This window comes from Planctomycetota bacterium, assembly GCA_018242585.1.
Lineage (GTDB): Bacteria > Planctomycetota > Planctomycetia > Pirellulales > PNKZ01 > JAFEBQ01.
This window is the reverse complement of the sequence record JAFEBQ010000026.1, coordinates 170,771-186,439: the sequence shown is the minus strand read 5'-3', so window position 1 is coordinate 186,439 and position 15,669 is coordinate 170,771. Positions and strand designations below refer to the sequence as shown.

11 protein-coding genes are annotated in these 15,669 nt (G+C 63.0%); 3 read left to right on the top strand and 8 right to left on the bottom strand.

Features of this window, described 5'->3' with window-relative positions; all coding sequences use genetic code 11:
- The first annotated feature begins 51 nt into the window (after window positions 1–51).
- From JSS27_13560 to JSS27_13550, 3 genes are all read left to right on the top strand, one after another.
- Window positions 52–1,029, top strand: coding sequence for an isoaspartyl peptidase/L-asparaginase (locus JSS27_13560; protein ID MBS0209970.1), 978 nt, complete (start codon window positions 52–54; stop codon window positions 1,027–1,029).
- Between the two features lie 151 nt (window positions 1,030–1,180).
- On the top strand, window positions 1,181–2,626 hold the full coding sequence (locus JSS27_13555; protein ID MBS0209969.1) for a deoxyribodipyrimidine photo-lyase: 1,446 nt from the start codon (window positions 1,181–1,183) through the stop codon (window positions 2,624–2,626).
- A 239-nt stretch (window positions 2,627–2,865) separates the two neighbouring features.
- Window positions 2,866–4,227, top strand: coding sequence for a hypothetical protein (locus JSS27_13550; protein ID MBS0209968.1), 1,362 nt, complete (start codon window positions 2,866–2,868; stop codon window positions 4,225–4,227).
- Between the two features lie 128 nt (window positions 4,228–4,355).
- Here the strand turns inward: JSS27_13550 and JSS27_13545 are convergent, their stop codons facing one another.
- The 8 genes from JSS27_13545 to JSS27_13510 all read right to left on the bottom strand — a co-directional run bounded on the left by JSS27_13545 (window position 4,356) and on the right by JSS27_13510 (window position 15,465).
- The gene (locus tag JSS27_13545; protein MBS0209967.1) at window positions 4,356–5,711 is read right to left on the bottom strand and encodes a 2-oxo acid dehydrogenase subunit E2; all 1,356 of its coding nucleotides are present in this window, start codon (window positions 5,709–5,711) and stop codon (window positions 4,356–4,358) included.
- 60 nt (window positions 5,712–5,771) lie between these two features.
- Window positions 5,772–8,459 carry a pyruvate dehydrogenase (acetyl-transferring), homodimeric type gene (aceE, locus tag JSS27_13540; protein ID MBS0209966.1) on the bottom strand — a complete coding sequence of 896 codons (2,688 nt, stop codon included), beginning with the start codon at window positions 8,457–8,459 and terminating at the stop codon, window positions 5,772–5,774.
- Window positions 8,460–8,793: 334 nt separating this feature from the next.
- The gene (locus tag JSS27_13535) at window positions 8,794–9,456 is read right to left on the bottom strand and encodes a hypothetical protein (protein ID MBS0209965.1); all 663 of its coding nucleotides are present in this window, start codon (window positions 9,454–9,456) and stop codon (window positions 8,794–8,796) included.
- A 74-nt stretch (window positions 9,457–9,530) separates the two neighbouring features.
- Window positions 9,531–10,955 carry a dihydrolipoyl dehydrogenase gene (gene lpdA, locus JSS27_13530; GenBank protein MBS0209964.1) on the bottom strand — a complete coding sequence of 475 codons (1,425 nt, stop codon included), beginning with the start codon at window positions 10,953–10,955 and terminating at the stop codon, window positions 9,531–9,533.
- Window positions 10,956–11,189: 234 nt separating this feature from the next.
- Window positions 11,190–11,960, bottom strand: a complete 771-nt coding sequence (locus JSS27_13525; GenBank protein MBS0209963.1) for a PIG-L family deacetylase — start codon at window positions 11,958–11,960, stop codon at window positions 11,190–11,192.
- 105 nt (window positions 11,961–12,065) lie between these two features.
- The gene (locus JSS27_13520; GenBank protein ID MBS0209962.1) at window positions 12,066–12,992 is read right to left on the bottom strand and encodes a glucosamine-6-phosphate isomerase; all 927 of its coding nucleotides are present in this window, start codon (window positions 12,990–12,992) and stop codon (window positions 12,066–12,068) included.
- A 62-nt stretch (window positions 12,993–13,054) separates the two neighbouring features.
- On the bottom strand, window positions 13,055–14,293 hold the full coding sequence (locus JSS27_13515) for an insulinase family protein (GenBank protein MBS0209961.1): 1,239 nt from the start codon (window positions 14,291–14,293) through the stop codon (window positions 13,055–13,057).
- Complete coding sequence (locus JSS27_13510; GenBank protein MBS0209960.1) at window positions 14,293–15,465, bottom strand: insulinase family protein; 1,173 nt, start codon at window positions 15,463–15,465, stop codon at window positions 14,293–14,295. The genes JSS27_13515 and JSS27_13510 overlap by 1 nt, the downstream gene beginning before the upstream one ends.
- Between the last annotated feature and the right edge of the window lie 204 nt (window positions 15,466–15,669).

Genomic DNA, 15,669 nt, shown 5'->3' with positions numbered 1-15,669 from the left:
CAACACACCTTCCGGCTGGTCGCCTTGGCCACGGGCTTTATACTTGGGAATATGAGCAGCGCCCGCGCCGATGACCGAGATCAACAGGTAATCCTGGCCATCCACGGCGGCATCGGCTTGGAGCGTCATGAAATGACGCCCGAACTGAGCAAGGAGTTGCGTGCGGCCCTGCGCGTGGCGATCGAAACCGGCCGCAAAGCCCTGGAAGCCGAGCGCGGCAGCAGCCTGGATGCGGTCGAGGCGGCGATTCGCTCGCTGGAAGATTCGCCACTGTTCAATGCCGGTCGGGGCGCAGTCTTTACTCACGAAGGTCGCAACGAACTCGACGCCTCGATTATGAACGGCCGCACCAAGGCGGCCGGCAGCGTGGCCTCGGTCACGATCATCAAGAATCCGATTACCGCGGCCCGGGCCGTGATGGAGCGCTCGCCGCACGTGATGTTGATTGGTCGCGGCGCCGAAGTCTTCGCCACGCGGCAAGGACTCGACATCGTCGACCCGGGCTACTTCTGGACCGAACAACGCTGGCGCGACATTCAGCGCCGCTGGGAGAAGGAGCGCCAAGAGAAGAAAACTCGCGACCAGCAAGGCGCGGCCGTCGAGCCGGGACACGCCTGGGGAACCGTGGGGGCCGTGGCGCTCGACCGTGGCGGCGACCTGGCGGCCGGAACCTCGACCGGCGGAATGACCAACAAGTTGTTTGGCCGCGTCGGCGACTCGCCGATCATTGGGGCCGGCACCTATGCCGACAACGCGGGCTGCGCGGTCTCGTGTACCGGTCACGGCGAGTTCTTCATTCGCTTCGGCGTGGCCCACGAGATCAACGCCTTGATGAAGTATCGGAACCTGTCGATTGACAAAGCGGCCGGCGAGGTGATTCACCAGCAACTGAAACCGGCCGGTGGCGAGGGGGGCGCGATCGCCTTGGACAAGCATGGAAACTTCGCCGCGTCGTACAACACCGACGGCATGTACCGCGCTTGGCTCACGCGCGACGGGAAGACTCAGGTCAAACTGCACGACGATTGATTTCACCCTCGCCCCTTGCGGGAGAGGGTGGCTTGCGTAGCAAGCCGGGTGAGGGGTCGAGGCTCGCGCGACCTTCAACGCCTTTACCCCCTGCCCCTCCCTGAGAGAGAGGGGTGTTGATTGATGACGATTGAAGCACGAACACGGACGTATGAACTTCTTGACGATCGTCTGGTTTCGCCACGATCTGCGCTTGGCCGACAACCCAGCGCTGGCGGCCGCGCTCGAGCGGCGAGGGCAGATTCTCCCGGTTTTCATCTGGTCGCCCGAGGAAGAGGGACGCTGGACGCCGGGGACCGCTTCGCGCTGGTGGCTGCATCATTCGCTGAGCAGTTTGTCGAAGAACCTGCAGGCATTGCACGCGCCGCTGGTAATTCGCCGTGGACCGGCGCTCGAAGCTCTGAATCAACTAATCGACGAGACTCGCGCCACGGCCGTGGTCTGGAACCGGCGGTACGAGCCGGCCGCGATTGCCCGCGACAAGCAAATCAAACAAGCGTTTCGCGAGCGTGGGATTGACGCCGAGAGTTACAACGGCTCGCTGCTATACGAGCCGTGGGACGTGGCGACCAAGACCGGCCAGCCGTACCAGGTGTTCGCGCCCTTCTGGAAAGCTTGCACCGCGCGCGAAGCGCCGACCGAGCCGCTCGACGCGCCGGAATATTTGCCGGGACTGCGCACGAAAGTGGCGGGTGAGCCGCTTGAATGCCTGGGACTGCTGCCCAAGCTCGACTGGGACGCAGGCATGCGCGAGCATTGGACACCCGGCGAGGCGGGCGCTCACGCGCGCCTGAAACAGTTCACTGACCGCGCTTTAGGTGAGTATCACGAGCTGCGCAATCGGCCCGACCTGGAGGGCTCGTCACAGTTGTCGCCTTACCTCCACTTTGGCGAAATCAGCCCGCGGCAGGTCTGGCATCTGGTCGATCAGTTCCGCCGAGTCCATCGCACGCCCACCGTCCAACAGGCGACCAAAACATTCCTGGCCGAGATCGGCTGGCGCGAGTTCGCCCATCACTTGCTGTACCACTTTCCCCACACGATCAACGCGCCGCTGCGCGAGAAGTTCACCCGGTTCGCTTGGGAGCAGGACGCCACGGGGTTGAAGCACTGGCAGCGCGGGCAGACGGGCTACCCGATTGTCGACGCGGGAATGCGTCAGCTTTGGCAGTGGGGCTGGATGCACAATCGCGTGCGGATGATCGTGGCGTCGTTTCTAGTCAAGGATCTGCTCATCTCGTGGCATGCTGGCGCCGAGTGGTTCTGGGACACGCTGGTCGACGCCGATCTGGCCAACAACACGCTGGGCTGGCAATGGACCGCCGGTTGCGGCGCGGACGCGGCGCCGTTCTTTCGCATCTTCAACCCCGTCTCGCAGGGACAGAAGTTCGACGTCGATGGCGAGTATGTCCGTCGCTGGGTGCCCGAGCTGGCCAGGCTGCCGACCGAGCATATTCACGCACCGTGGGAAGCCCCGGCCGACGTGTTGGCCGCGGCGGGCGTGCGCTTGGGTCAGGATTACCCGCGGCCGCTGGTCGATCACGCCCTGGCCCGCACGCGAGCGCTGGAACGGCTGGCAGCGATCAAGGATGGATGACAAGCTGAATCATTTCTGATGAGGTAGACTTGTCGGGGCCGGCTGGTTCTAAGCTGGCCATTTACGACTCCATCACCACGTGGCGCGCAGTAACCCTTCTCCCGCCGGGAGAAGGTGGCCGATAGGCCGGATGAGGGTCAGCTTTCCACTGTCCAAACCTGTGACGAGTTCACGTGGACCCTCATCCGGTTCGCNNGCTGCGCTCACCACCTTCTCCCCGAGGGAGAAGGGTTATTCGCATGCCATCTTCCGAAGTCAATCAGGCCCAACATGACGACTTGGCCAGGGCGTCCCGGCGCTGGCTTTGGCTTGCGGCGTTGATGTTCGTGGCCACGCGAGCCTATCTCGTCGGCTGGTTTCACCCGGCGGGGAGCGATGCCGACGTCTATTGCCAGACGGCGCTGCTGACCGTCGATGGCGGCCAGGTGGCCTATGCCGACGTGGCGGTGGAATATCCTCCGCTCGCGTACGCGGCGATCGCGCTGCCGCGCTGGCTGGCCCACGAACGATTTCCTCGCTTATCCCAGCCGCTGTTCCAGGAATTGCTGCCCGGCTATCTGCGGGCGTTCCAGCGGGAGATGTTCGCCGCCGACCTGGTGGCGTTCGCTTGCTTTGTCGCCGTGGTGTGGCGGCGCAGGCCGGAACTGGCCGCGGTTGCCACGTGGGGCTATGTGCTCACGATAACGCTCTTGGCCCATGTGTTGTACCAGCGGCTCGATGTTGGCCTGTGGATGTTCGTGGCCGTCTGGGCCTGGGGTGCAACGCGCGCGGAAACCTGTGAAAAGCTTGGTTGGACCTTGCTGGCGACGGCGGCTTTGGGACTTGGCGCCGCCTACAAGGTGTTCCCCGCGTTCATGGCCCCGGCTTTTCTGGTCGCCACATGGCGAGCCTCGGGCCATGCGTCGGCCGGGCGAAAGCTGAATCCCGTCGGCGTGTTTGCCTTGGCGGTGGTGCTGCCGCTGGCCGTGGCGGCGTGGAGTTCCGAGGGGGGCGTCTGGAAGCTGTTTAGCGCGCATGGGGCGCGCGGCTTGCAGATCGAATCGACCTATGCGTCGGCGCTGATGCTGTTGCGCGGCGCGGGCGTGGCGAGCGAAGTCGTCGGCCTGGCGCGCTGGACCGAGTTGCAAAGTACGGCTGCGAACCTGCTGGCCGCCGCCAGTCCCTGGATCACCGGGGCGTTAATCATGGCGGTCACCGGCTGGCTGGCCATCTTGAAGCGTTCGATCGACCGACGCGACGGTTATCGCTGGGGGCTCTGGTCACTGGCCGCGGCTGCAGTGACGTGCAAGGTGTTGTCGCCGCAATTCATGGTCTGGGTGTTGCCGACCCTGCTGCTATTGGGGCTCGACGTGCTCGAGCGGCGCGAGTTCTTCGTGCTAGTCGTATTGCTCGTCGTGGCAGCAGCGCTAACCACCGCAGTGTTCCCCTACCACTTCATGCCAGGGTTGGCGGGACTAAGCGATCAGCCGCGGGCGACATTGATTCCGAATCTTGACACATCGCCGGTCGCGTTACTGGCCGCGAGGAATGCGCTCTTGGTCGCGATTACCAGTTGGCTAGGCTGGCGCAGTTACAAAACGTCGCCGATTAACGCCGCTTAAAAAAGCGCTGTTAAGAGTGAATTCGACCACGACGGCACGACGTAGTTTCCAATTTGTCTTACGTCGTGACCGTCGTGCCGTCGTGGTCGATTTTCTCTCTGCCCGGCTGGGCTTGAATGAAGCATACTTTACGGCGCCAGCAGCAGCCGGCCCGGCACTTGCAGATAGTTCTTCACGTCGTTCAAGAACCGCGCCGCCGCGGCTCCGTCAACCACGCGGTGATCATACGAGATCGACAACGGCATCATCAGACGCGGCTTGATCGAATCGTCTTCCATCACCACCGGCAGCTTGCGCGAACGACCGGTGAGCAGGATGCCGACTTGTGGCGGGTTGATGATCGGCGTCGAGTAGACGCCACCGACCGCGCCCAGATTGCTGACCGTGAACGTGCCGCCGATCTGATCGTCGGGCATGAACTTCATGGTGCGGGCCTTCTCGGCCATTTCCTGCAAGGCCAGCCCGATTTGCGGAATGGTCATCCGGTCGACGTTGCGGACCACCGGCACGACCAGCCCCCGCTCGGTGTCGACGGCCACGCCCAAGGCCACGTAGTCCTTGTAGGTCAGCTCGGCCTTCTCCATGTCGAGCGAGGCGTTCATTAGCGGGTGCAGCCGCAGCGCCTGGGCCACGGCCTTCATCACGAACGGCATCATGGTGAGCTTGATGCCCTGCTTGGCGTAGTCGTCCAGGTTCGACTTGCGAATCCGTTCGAGTTCGGTGATGTCGGCTTCGTCAAAGTTGGTGACGTGCGGAATCGAAGTCGACGAATAGACCATGTTCGCCGCGATGGTCTTGCGGATGCGCGTCAGCGGTTGACGAACGATCGTCCCCCAGTTGTCGCTGCTTTCCTCGCCGGCGGGAAGATTTGGCTTGGCGCCGGTCGCCAGGGCTGGCGCGTGCGCCGCGGCGTTGCGAACCGCCGACACGATGTCTTCGCGAGTGATACGGCCGCCCGGGCCGCTGCCTCGGACGCGATTGATATCCACGCCCAGCTCGCGCGCCAGTCGGCGCGTCGAAGGACCGGCGGCCGACGACGCCGAGGCGGTTTCGTACTCGGGTTCGAGGACCGGCTTGCGCGCGGGGCCGCCGTTCGAGGCGGCAGCCGGGGCCGACGCCGGGGCCACCGGGGCAGCAGCCACCGGAGCGGGCGCGGGAGCCGCCTTCGGCGCCGCGGGGACCGGCGCAGGCTTGCTCGCGGCGGCGGGAGCGGCGGGCTTGGCGGCCGGGGCGGATGCCGCGCCAGCCAAGGCTTCGATCGAGATCAGCGTACCGCCGACAGGGACGCTTTGCCCCACTTTGACGTGAACTTTGGTGACCTTGCCCGCGTGCGGGCAGGGAATCTCGACCGTGGCCTTGCCAGTTTCCACTTCGACAATCGGCGTGTTGGCACCGATCTGGTCCCCTTCGCTCACCATGACATTCGTGATGTCGCCGGCTTCGATGTTTTCGCCCAGGGTGGGCAGCTTAAAGTCCACGGCCATCCAACAGTCTCCACTTGCGTCAGCAAAGTTAGATTAAAAGTTAGTGCGCACGCCGTCCGCCTAGGCGCGCATCGGGTCGATCTTGTCAGGGTTAATGTTCAGCGACTTGATCGCTTCGGCCAAGCGCGATTTGGGAAACTTGCTTTGTGTCGCCAATTCGTTGAGCGCCGCCAGCGTGATGCACTCGGCGTCAACCTCGAAGTGGCGCCGCAAGTTCTTGCGCAGGTCGCTGCGTCCCAGGCCGTCGGTCCCCAGCGCGCACAAGCCGCCGGGAATCCACGGCGAAATCTGCTCGGCTACCAGTCGCACGTTGTCACTGCTGGCGATGAAGGGGCCTTCGACGCCTTGGATGATCTGTTCCAGATACGACTGCTTCGGCGGCTCGTTCGGGTGCAGGATGTTCCAGCGTTCGCACTCGTGAGCGGCGCGGCGCAACTCGCTGTAGCTAGTCACGCTCCACACGTCGCTCGACACCTGGAAACGATCAGCCAGAATCTTCTGCGCGCGAAGCGCTTCGCGCAAGATCGCGCCGCTGCCCAGCAACTGGACGCGGGGCTTGCCGCTGCCGGCGTCGAGCGAGCTGACGCGATACATCCCCCGGACGATGCCTTCTTCGACGCCGTCGGGCATGGCGGGCATGACGTAGTTTTCATTGTGCAGCGTCATGTAATACATGACTTCGTGCCCCTGCTCGTACATCTTGCGTAGGCCATCCATCGTGATCACAGCCGTTTCATAGGCATAAGTCGGATCATAGGCGCGAATGCTCGGAAACGCCGTACAGAACAAATGGCTGTGGCCGTCTTGGTGCTGCAACCCTTCGCCGTTCAGGGTGGTGCGACCGGCGGTGCCGCCGAGCAAGAAGCCTTTGCAACGCATATCTTGAGCGGCCCAAATCAAGTCGCCAATCCGCTGGAAGCCGAACATTGAGTAGTAGATGAAGAACGGCATCATGTTGATACCATGCGAGGCGTGCGCGGTGCCGGCGGCGATGAACGACGACATCGACCCCGCCTCGGTGATCCCTTCTTCCAGAATCTGGCCGTCCTTGGCTTCGCGATAGTACAGGAAGTTGTCCGAGTCGACCGGTTCGTACAACTGGCCGGTGTGGGCGTAAATGCCGCACTGCTGGAACAACGGGTCCATGCCGAAGGTGCGCGATTCGTCGGGCACGATCGGGACAATGTATTTGCCAATGTCCTTGTTCTTCAACAGCCGGCCAAAGTGTTTGACAAAGGCCATCGTCGTCGACACTTCGCGGTCGCCGCTGCTGGTCAGCGAGTCGGCAAAATCAGACAACGGCGGAATCTTTGAAGTCGGCGAGGCCGGAACGCGCGTTGGCACCGGCCCCCCCAGGGCGGCGCGGCGTTCGCGCAAGTAATTCATCTCGGCGCTGTCCTCGGGCGGCTTATAGAACGGCGCCTTGGCGACGTCGTCGTCCGAGATCGGAATGTTGAAGCGCGTGCGGAACTCGCGAACCTCCGCCTCGTTGATTTTCTTTTGATTGTGGGTGGTGTTGCGGCCTTCGCCCGATTCACCCAGCCCGTAGCCCTTGATGGTATGCGCCAGAATCACCGTGGGCTTGCCGTTCTTGACTTCGGTCGCTTGCTTGTAAGCGGCGTAGACCTTTTCAGGGTCGTGGCCGCCGCGATTGAGCGAACGGAGCTTTTCGTCGGACAGGTGCGAGACCAATTCGAGCAGTTCGGGGTACTTGCCGAAGAAGTGCTCGCGGATGTAGCTGCCCGGCATGACGGTGTACTTCTGATACTCGCCGTCCACCACTTCGCCCATGCGTTGAATCAGCAGCCCGCTCTTGTCTTTCTCGAGCAAGGTGTCCCAGCCTTCGCCCCAGATCACCTTGATGACATTCCAACCGGCGCCGCGGAAGGCGCCCTCAAGCTCTTGAATGATCTTACCATTGCCGCGCACTGGCCCGTCGAGCCGCTGCAAGTTGCAATTGATGACAAAGATCAGATTGTCAAGCTTTTCGCGCGAGGCCAGCGTGATCGCCCCCAGCGATTCGGGCTCGTCACATTCGCCGTCGCCAAGGAACGCCCACACGTGCTGGCCCGAGGTGTCCTTGATACCGCGGTCGGACAGATACTTGTTGAATCGCGCTTGATAGATCGACATGATGGGCCCCAAACCCATCGAAACGGTGGGGAACTCCCAGAAAGTCGGCATCAAGTGCGGGTGCGGATAGCTCGACAGCCCGCCCCCTTCGGCCAGTTCCTGACGGAAGTTCTTGAGATTGGTTTCGGTGAGGCGACCTTCGAGAAAGGCGCGCGAGTAAATGCCCGGCGAAGCGTGCCCCTGGAAATAGATTTGATCGCCCGAGTAGTTGTCCCCTTTGCCCTTAAAGAAGTGATTGAAGGCCACTTCATACAGCGTGGCGGCCGAGGCAAACGTGCTGATATGTCCGCCCAGGCTGCTGTCAAACCAATTGGCCCGGTTGACCATGGCCATGGCATTCCAGCGGACAATGCTCTTGATGCGGCGCTCGATCTCGCGATTGCCAGGGAACACGGGCTGGCGATCGGGCGGAATCGTGTTCACATAGGGCGTGTTGATCGAAAACGGTAGCTCGACCCCTTGGCGGAAGGCCGCTTCGTCCAACACGCCTAGCAAGTACCGAGCCCGCTCTGGCCCCTTGGCCTGCAGAACGTACTGCAACGATTCGAGCCATTCTTTGGTTTCGGCTGGATCGACGTCTCCACTGGTGTTGGTCACCGTATCGACTTGCGCCATGCACACGACTCCCTGTGGTAATTCGCCGACCACCGATGCCCGTGGCGGTCGCCAACGCTAAAACTTGAGAAGACGGACAAACCTGGCCCGCTCGGCGGCGGTTCCAGCCCACCCCAGGCAGCCCCAGACAGACATCAAGCGCAGACCGGCGCGAATGCTACGGCCAACTCTCGGCGTACGACGGTATTATTTCCGCCGCACGGGCTTACGTAAAGCCCACCGGTCGCGCACCGGGGGCCAAATGGCACGCCGGGAAGGGTCAAAATGGCCGGAAATGGCAGGTTCGGCGCGCGAGAAGCATTACTAACCGTTAATCGGCCCGCGGGAGTGCCGGCTATTTCGCCGGAGCGCCGTAGAGCGATTGGGCTTCCTTGAGGTATTCAGCCAGCGGCGAAAGTCCCACCTGGGCTCGGCGCTGGTCGACGTGGTCGGGTTCTTCCAGGGGACGTGGCTGCCATTTCCCAGCCACCACCTCGAACTGAGTTCCGTAAACCTGTTTGCGTCCTTCGGCCAGGAACACCCGATCGGTCAAATAGGCCAGGTTCTCGGGTACTACCTGATCCTTGGGCAAGCGGGTCATCAGGTCCAGGCAGCGGCGCTGGAACTTCGGCTCGGCGTCGGCATGTTGAACGAGCAGCCATGCCGCGTGGGCGCCGTCTTTGCCAACTTGGGTGATGGTCGGCCAGCCTTGCTGGTCAACGATTTCGACGAGCCGTCGCGAGTTCTCGCGATCGACCTGCTTGCCGACGGCCGCGAGTTGATCGAACTCCGCCTTATCTTCGCCCCGCAGCGTGGCAGGGTCGATCATGACGCCGTTGCCTCGCTTTTGCAGCCACGACATGACCGCAGCCCGGGCGTCTTGGTCGCGCTGCACGCGCTCGAGCAGTTCGCGCCGCAAATCGGGCTGTTGCGCTATGCGTGGCGGCGGGGAGTCCTCGGCCGCGGCAAGTGCGGTCAGCGCGCAACACAGAATCGCGGCCCAGCGCAAATAGCTCATCCCGCCCCTCCTTGTCGGTACTGTCCGACTGGCCTCGCCGGCGAACGACTGTCCCAGCGCCAATGTCCCTGCGCCTAGTCGCGCTTGGGTCGATAGATTTCCGTGGCCGTGCCGAAATAAGCTTCGCTGCCAAAGGCGATCGTCTCGCTCAGCGTCGGGTGAGCGTGGATCGTCTGGGCCAGGTCGCGGGCGTCGCAGCCCATCTCAATGGCCAAGCCGGCTTCGGCGATCAGGTCGCCGGCGTTCACGCCGACGATCCCCACGCCCAGTACCCGATCGGTTTCCGGGTCGATGATGATCTTGGTCATCCCCTCGGTCCGCGCCAGAGCAATTGCCTTGCCGCTGGCCGCCCAGGGATAACGCGAGATTTCCACCTTGCGACCTTCCTTGGCCGCCTGGGATTCGGTGAGACCGACCCAGGCCACTTCCGGGTCGGTGAACACCACTGCCGGAATCACCAGCGCGTCGAATTGCACCGGCTCGCCGTGGATCACTTCAACGGCCACACGCCCTTCGTGCGACGCCTTGTGCGCCAGCATTGGCTCGCCCGCCACGTCGCCGATGGCCCAAATGTGCTCGTCGGCCGTGCGCAATTGCTTGTCGACCTGCACAAAGCCGCGCTGGTCGATCTTAACCTTGGTCTTTTCCAGCCCGAAGCCGGCGCTCGTCGGCTTGCGTCCCACGGTAACCATCACGCGGCTGAACGATTCCTGCCGCTTCCCCTCGGGCGTCTCGAAGGTGACCTCAATGTGGCTCCCCTTGTCGACCAGTCCGGCGACCTTGGTCCCCAGATAGATGTTCGCGAATTGCTTCTGCAAGCGAGCTTGCAGCGGCTTGACCAGGTCGCGGTCAGCGCCGGGAAGCAACGTATCGGTCAATTCGACCACGGTGACCTTCGAGCCGAGTTGCGCGTAGACTGAGCCCATTTCCAGGCCGATGTAACCACCGCCGATCACCAGCAGCGTCTCGGGAATGTCGCGCAGTTCGAGCGCGCCGGTCGAATCCATCACGCGATCGGTCGGCAGATCGAAGGCCGGAATCTTGGCCGGCACACTGCCGGTGGCCAGCACGCACTTGTCGAACGTGAGCGTGCTCCCTTCGGGGTAGGTCGCGGGATCGCCTCCTTCGAGGCGCAGCGTCGTCGAGTTCTCGAACACGCCGCGGGCGTTGATGATACGGACCTTGCGCTGCTTGGCCAGACTCTTCAGCCCGCCGGTCAGGGTGCTGATCACTTTTTCCTTGCGGGCGCGGAGCGCATCGAGATTGATCTGCGCCTTGCCGAGCGTCACACCCCATTCGTCACCGAGGTGTTGCGCTTCGTCGATCACTTTGGCCACGTGCAGCAGGGCCTTCGATGGAATGCAGCCGCGCAGCAAACAGGTACCGCCCAAGCGAGGTTCCTGCTCGATCATGATGACTTCCATGCCCAGGTCAGCCGCCAAGAACGCGGCCGGATATCCGCCGGGGCCCCCACCAAGCACCACCAATGGACTGTGCATTGCGACAACTCACAAGTGACGGTCAGACTGTAAAAGTCGCTCCATCTTAATAGCCACATGGGGCGTGCGGAAGGACGCCGGCGCGCGACGAAGAAGGATTTAACCATGACGAAAGGGCTGGATTCGACCACGACGACACGACGAACACGACGTAAATACAGAAAAGGCACGAGGAATAGAAACACTCGTCTTTCCGACGTCGTGTTCGTCGTGCCGTCGTGGTCGAACTTCCGCTTATGACGCGGCTGGAATGCAGAATTGCCCCAGGGCGCGGCTCAGGGGGTCGGCGTCGGCTGCGCAGAAGCCCAAATGCAAATGTTTGCGCCAGCCTTCGGCGAATTCGAACTTGCCGGACATCCGACCGACCTCACAGCCGACTTCCTGCATTGAGTGCAAATACGAATCGAGCCCCTGGCTCTGGTCGAGCCAGAGCTTCTGGCTGGCGTGGCAGGCCAGCATCTTGGTCTTGGTCGCCATGTGTTCGCCGATGTCGACGAACAACCCGGGCCGGATCGGATGCCCCAGCGGGTCGCAATTGCCGTGCGGCTGGGCATGGTAGACGGTCACTGGCTGCTCGACCGCCGGACGCGGCGGCGTGGTGGGAAAGTTCGGCATGCACCGCGCGAACGCCGCCGTCACGGCCAGCCGGCAGGTGTTCATGTGATCTTCCATGTAATCGGACGGGCCATGCGTTAGCACGATCTCCGGCGCCACCTCGCGGACCACGGCCGACAAGCGGGCCAGTGTCTCGCGATCGTAAAACACGTCCATGTCGTGGGCGATCGGCGTGTGGAAGACCGCGCCGGCCACCTGGCAGGCGGCCCGGGCTTCGTCGGTTCGCATTCGCGCCAACTCGTTGCGGCCATACACCGTCGAGCCGCAACAACCGTCGGCCACGTTCAGGTAATGGATTTCGTAGCCGGCATCGCGCAAGCGCAACAACGTGCCGGCGGCGACGAACTCGATGTCGTCAGGATGAGCAAAGATGGCGAAGGCGGTAGGCATGGGTGGGGGAGAAAGGTTGCTAGTTGCTGGTTCCTAGTTGCTAGAAGGAGGCAGAAGGCCGCTGCTTTTTACTAGCAACCAGCAACTAGCCGCTAGCAACTTCCCTCAATGCATCTCCGTGTCGCACGAGCCGATGCCGGGGCGGAAGTAATGGAACTGCACGTTCGGGTGATCGGCCAACAGCGACATCGGCACCGCCGAGTCGGGCAAGCGCTTCGAGATCATCAGCGCCGTCAGCCGGATGCCGAACGGATTGTCGTGATGGCCGTAGTGCCAGATTGACACTTTCTCGGCCAGCCAGGTTTCGGCGGGCCCGACCGAAATCGCTTGCATCGGCACGTTGGTCACCACGCCGCCCCCCGAGGTGCGAGCGTTCTGAATGATCGTCATCGGGTGCAGATCGACGATCCGCGTCGACAGCTTGCGATACTCGGCCGGCGGCGGCGGTTGATCGACCCATTTGCCGGTGCGGCGCGGCGGGTCGTTGAACGCCCAGTGCTTGACTTCCCCCTGCCCCCCTTGCATGACCACGCACCGCGCCTGTTGATAACTCTTCACATACTCGGTCGGGTCAGCGGCCGGAAAGTGCAAGTTCTTCATCGGCATCCGCAACTCGGGCCGAATGCGATTGAAGCACAGGTCCATGTCGGCTTTGGCAAAGCTGAGCGGGAAGTCGATCGACGCTTCGCGCCCGTCGACCAGCCATTCGTCCATGCCCCAAAAGTGGGCGTGACGCAGATCGAGTTCCAACTCGTTGACCAGTCGCGCCACCAGCGGCAACTGTTCGGTCGGGCCGATGGGACCACAGATTCCGGCGGGCCGCTCGGGTGTCGCTTGCTTCCAAGCGGTGATGTATTCCAGCGCCTCGGCCAGGTAGAAGTCTTCGCGAGTGTCGTAGAACTTCACCTGAAAGCCAGGCCGCGACAGGGCGAGCAAATCGTCCGCCGTCAACCGCGCCGCCTCGTCCAGCAAACCGCGATCCAGGGTCGTATAGTCCCACCACTCGGGACTGATCTTGCTCAATGGCCGCATGTTTCTCTCGAATGAATGTTTTTTAGTTTGCGCGATGAGCGGCAATGATCGCCACGCGTGCCTTACTTCGGCGCTGGGACGTTTTCCAGGGGGCCGACGCAGAGTGTTGCACACTGCGTCAGTCGGTATTGTTTCGCGACGGCGGCCAGTTGCTCGATTGTCACCGCGTCGACCACGGCCAAGTCGTCAGCCACGCTCCGGTATTCCTGCCGGTAGGTCCAATTGGCCCCGACGTTGAACAGCCGGCCGCGAGGGCGCTCGCTCGACAACACCACGCGCGAGTTGATCTTGTTCTTGGCTTGTTCCAACTCAGCCGCCGCGACCGGCTCGTTTTCGACTTGTCGATACAGATCGTGGATCGTCTGTAGGTTCTCGGCCACCGCTTCCGGCGCGCAGCTCATATAGGTCATGAACAGCCCAGCGCCGTGATAATCGTGATGGCCGAGCGACACCGACTCGGCGCGCCCCGGATCGATCAGTTCCCAGTACAGCCGGCTGCCACTGTCGTCACCCAAAATGCAGCCCAATATCTTGGCGGCGAATCGGGCATCGTCGGTCGCGGCGGGGCCGCTGGCCAATTGAATGACGTATTCCTGCGTGGCCGTGGCTTTGTGCATCGTTTGCTGGCCAAGGTGCCCTTGCGGTCGGGCGACGGCGCGCGGCGCCTCGACCGGTTGCCAAGCGCCGCAGTAACGCTCGGCCGCGCGTACCAGAGCGGCGAAGTCGACTTGCCCGCTGGCCACCAGGGCGATGTTGCCGGGGCTGTAGCGGCGGCGGAAGTAATCGCGCATCTGATCGACGGCCAAGCCACCCACGCTGGCCGTCGTGCCCAACACGCTGCGGCCCAGCGGGTGGCCGCCATAGAACATCTCGCGCACGCGGTCATCCGCGCCAAATGGCGGCTGGTCCTCGTACATCTTGATCTCTTCGAGGATCACCTGCTTTTCGGTCGTGAAATCCTCATCGCGCAAACTAGGGCGCATGATATCGGCCAGCAGCGCCACGCTGGCGTCCTGATACTCGGGCAGCACGGCCGCGTAGTAGACCGTGTTCTCCTCGCTGGTAAACGCGTTGTAGTGCGCCCCCATTGCGTCGAACTCGCGGTTCACGTCTTCGGCCGAGCGCGTGGGAGTTCCCTTGAAGACCATGTGCTCCAGGAAGTGACTCACGCCCGAGATGGCGTCAACTTCGTCGCGCGCGCCGGTCGAAACGAAAAAGCCCAGCGCGGTCGAGCGCGCTTGGCCGTCGCACTCGGCCACGACTTGCAATCCATTGGGGAGCGTGTGCTTCAAGAACTCCATTAATGAACCTCCAGCGCGCGTGGGCCCAGCGTGACGACCGTAAACTTTTCGGGCGGATGAGCCTCGAGATACTTGTGGATGCTGTCGCAAGTCAAGGCGTCGACCAGCAGCCCCACTTCGTCCAACGTCCGGGCTTTGCCCAGATAGTACCAGTCGCGCGAAATCGACGACGCCCGGGCGCCGCTCGACTCGCCTTGCATGACCAGCGAGCTTTTGATCCGAGCTTTCAGGCGGTCGAGTTCTTGCGGCTCAATGCCATTGGCCAAGCGGCGCAGCTCGCCGAGCATGACGTCCAGCGTCTCTTGGGCCCGATCGGCCCGCGTGCCGGCATAGGCCACTACGCTGCCATGGTTGCGCAAGGAAGTTTGCGTGGCATAGACGCTATAGCACAGGCCGCGCTTCTCGCGCACTTCGGTGAACAGCCGCGAGCTCATACCGCCGCTCAACACGCCGACGGCGCCGGCGGCCTGGTAATAGTCGGGATCGCGATATGGCACGCTAGGGTACGCAATCGCGACCTGGGTTTGACCCGATTCGAAGTTCATGTGGGTGTTGATCGGCGCGCCGGTCCCCTCGGCGGGCTCGTCGGCCGCTGCCCGCGCCCAGTCACCGAACAACTTCTCGACGTGTGCTTTCAATTGGGGCCAATCGACCCGACCGGCCACGCCCAGGATCGCGCCGTTCGGCCGATAGCCGCGCGCGAACATGGCGCGCACGTCGGCCATCGTCGAGCTTTCCAGGCCGGCTTCGGTCCCCTGACTGGGTCGGCCCCACGGCTCGACGTAGTACCGCTTGCGCAGCTCGAGCATTACCTTCTGGCTCGGCTCGTCGGCCACGGCGGCCAGTTCTTGCAGCGCCATCGCCCGGGCGGGTTCCAACTCGTCGTCCGGAAAATGGGGCCGGCGGACGATGTCGGCGTAGATTTCGAGTGCCGGAAACAGATTGCGGGCCAGCGTCGCGCCGCTGAACGTGGTGTGTGAATCGGCCACCCCTTCGCCACGTTCGACGCCCAGATTGTCGAGCGCGGTCACCAGCGCCCGGCTGTCGCGATTGCCACAGCCGCGCATCACCAGTTCCGAGACCAGGGTCGCCAGCCCGCCCCGCTCGGCCGGCTCATAGACACAGCCCGAGGGGACACGCAGCGTGAAGGCGGCCGACTCGACCGAGTCCATCGGCTCGGCCACCAGAACCAATCCGTTGGGAAACGTGTGCGAATAGATGGCTTGCGTCAAAAGAGGCTACCTCCGCCGATCCGTCCGTGCCGCGGGCAATCAAGCGGTTGAGCGTAACCCGACGCGAGAAACTACGCAACTGGCGAGGACAGAAGAGACTAAAAGCCCGGAGCAATCGACCACGACGGCACGACGGACACGACG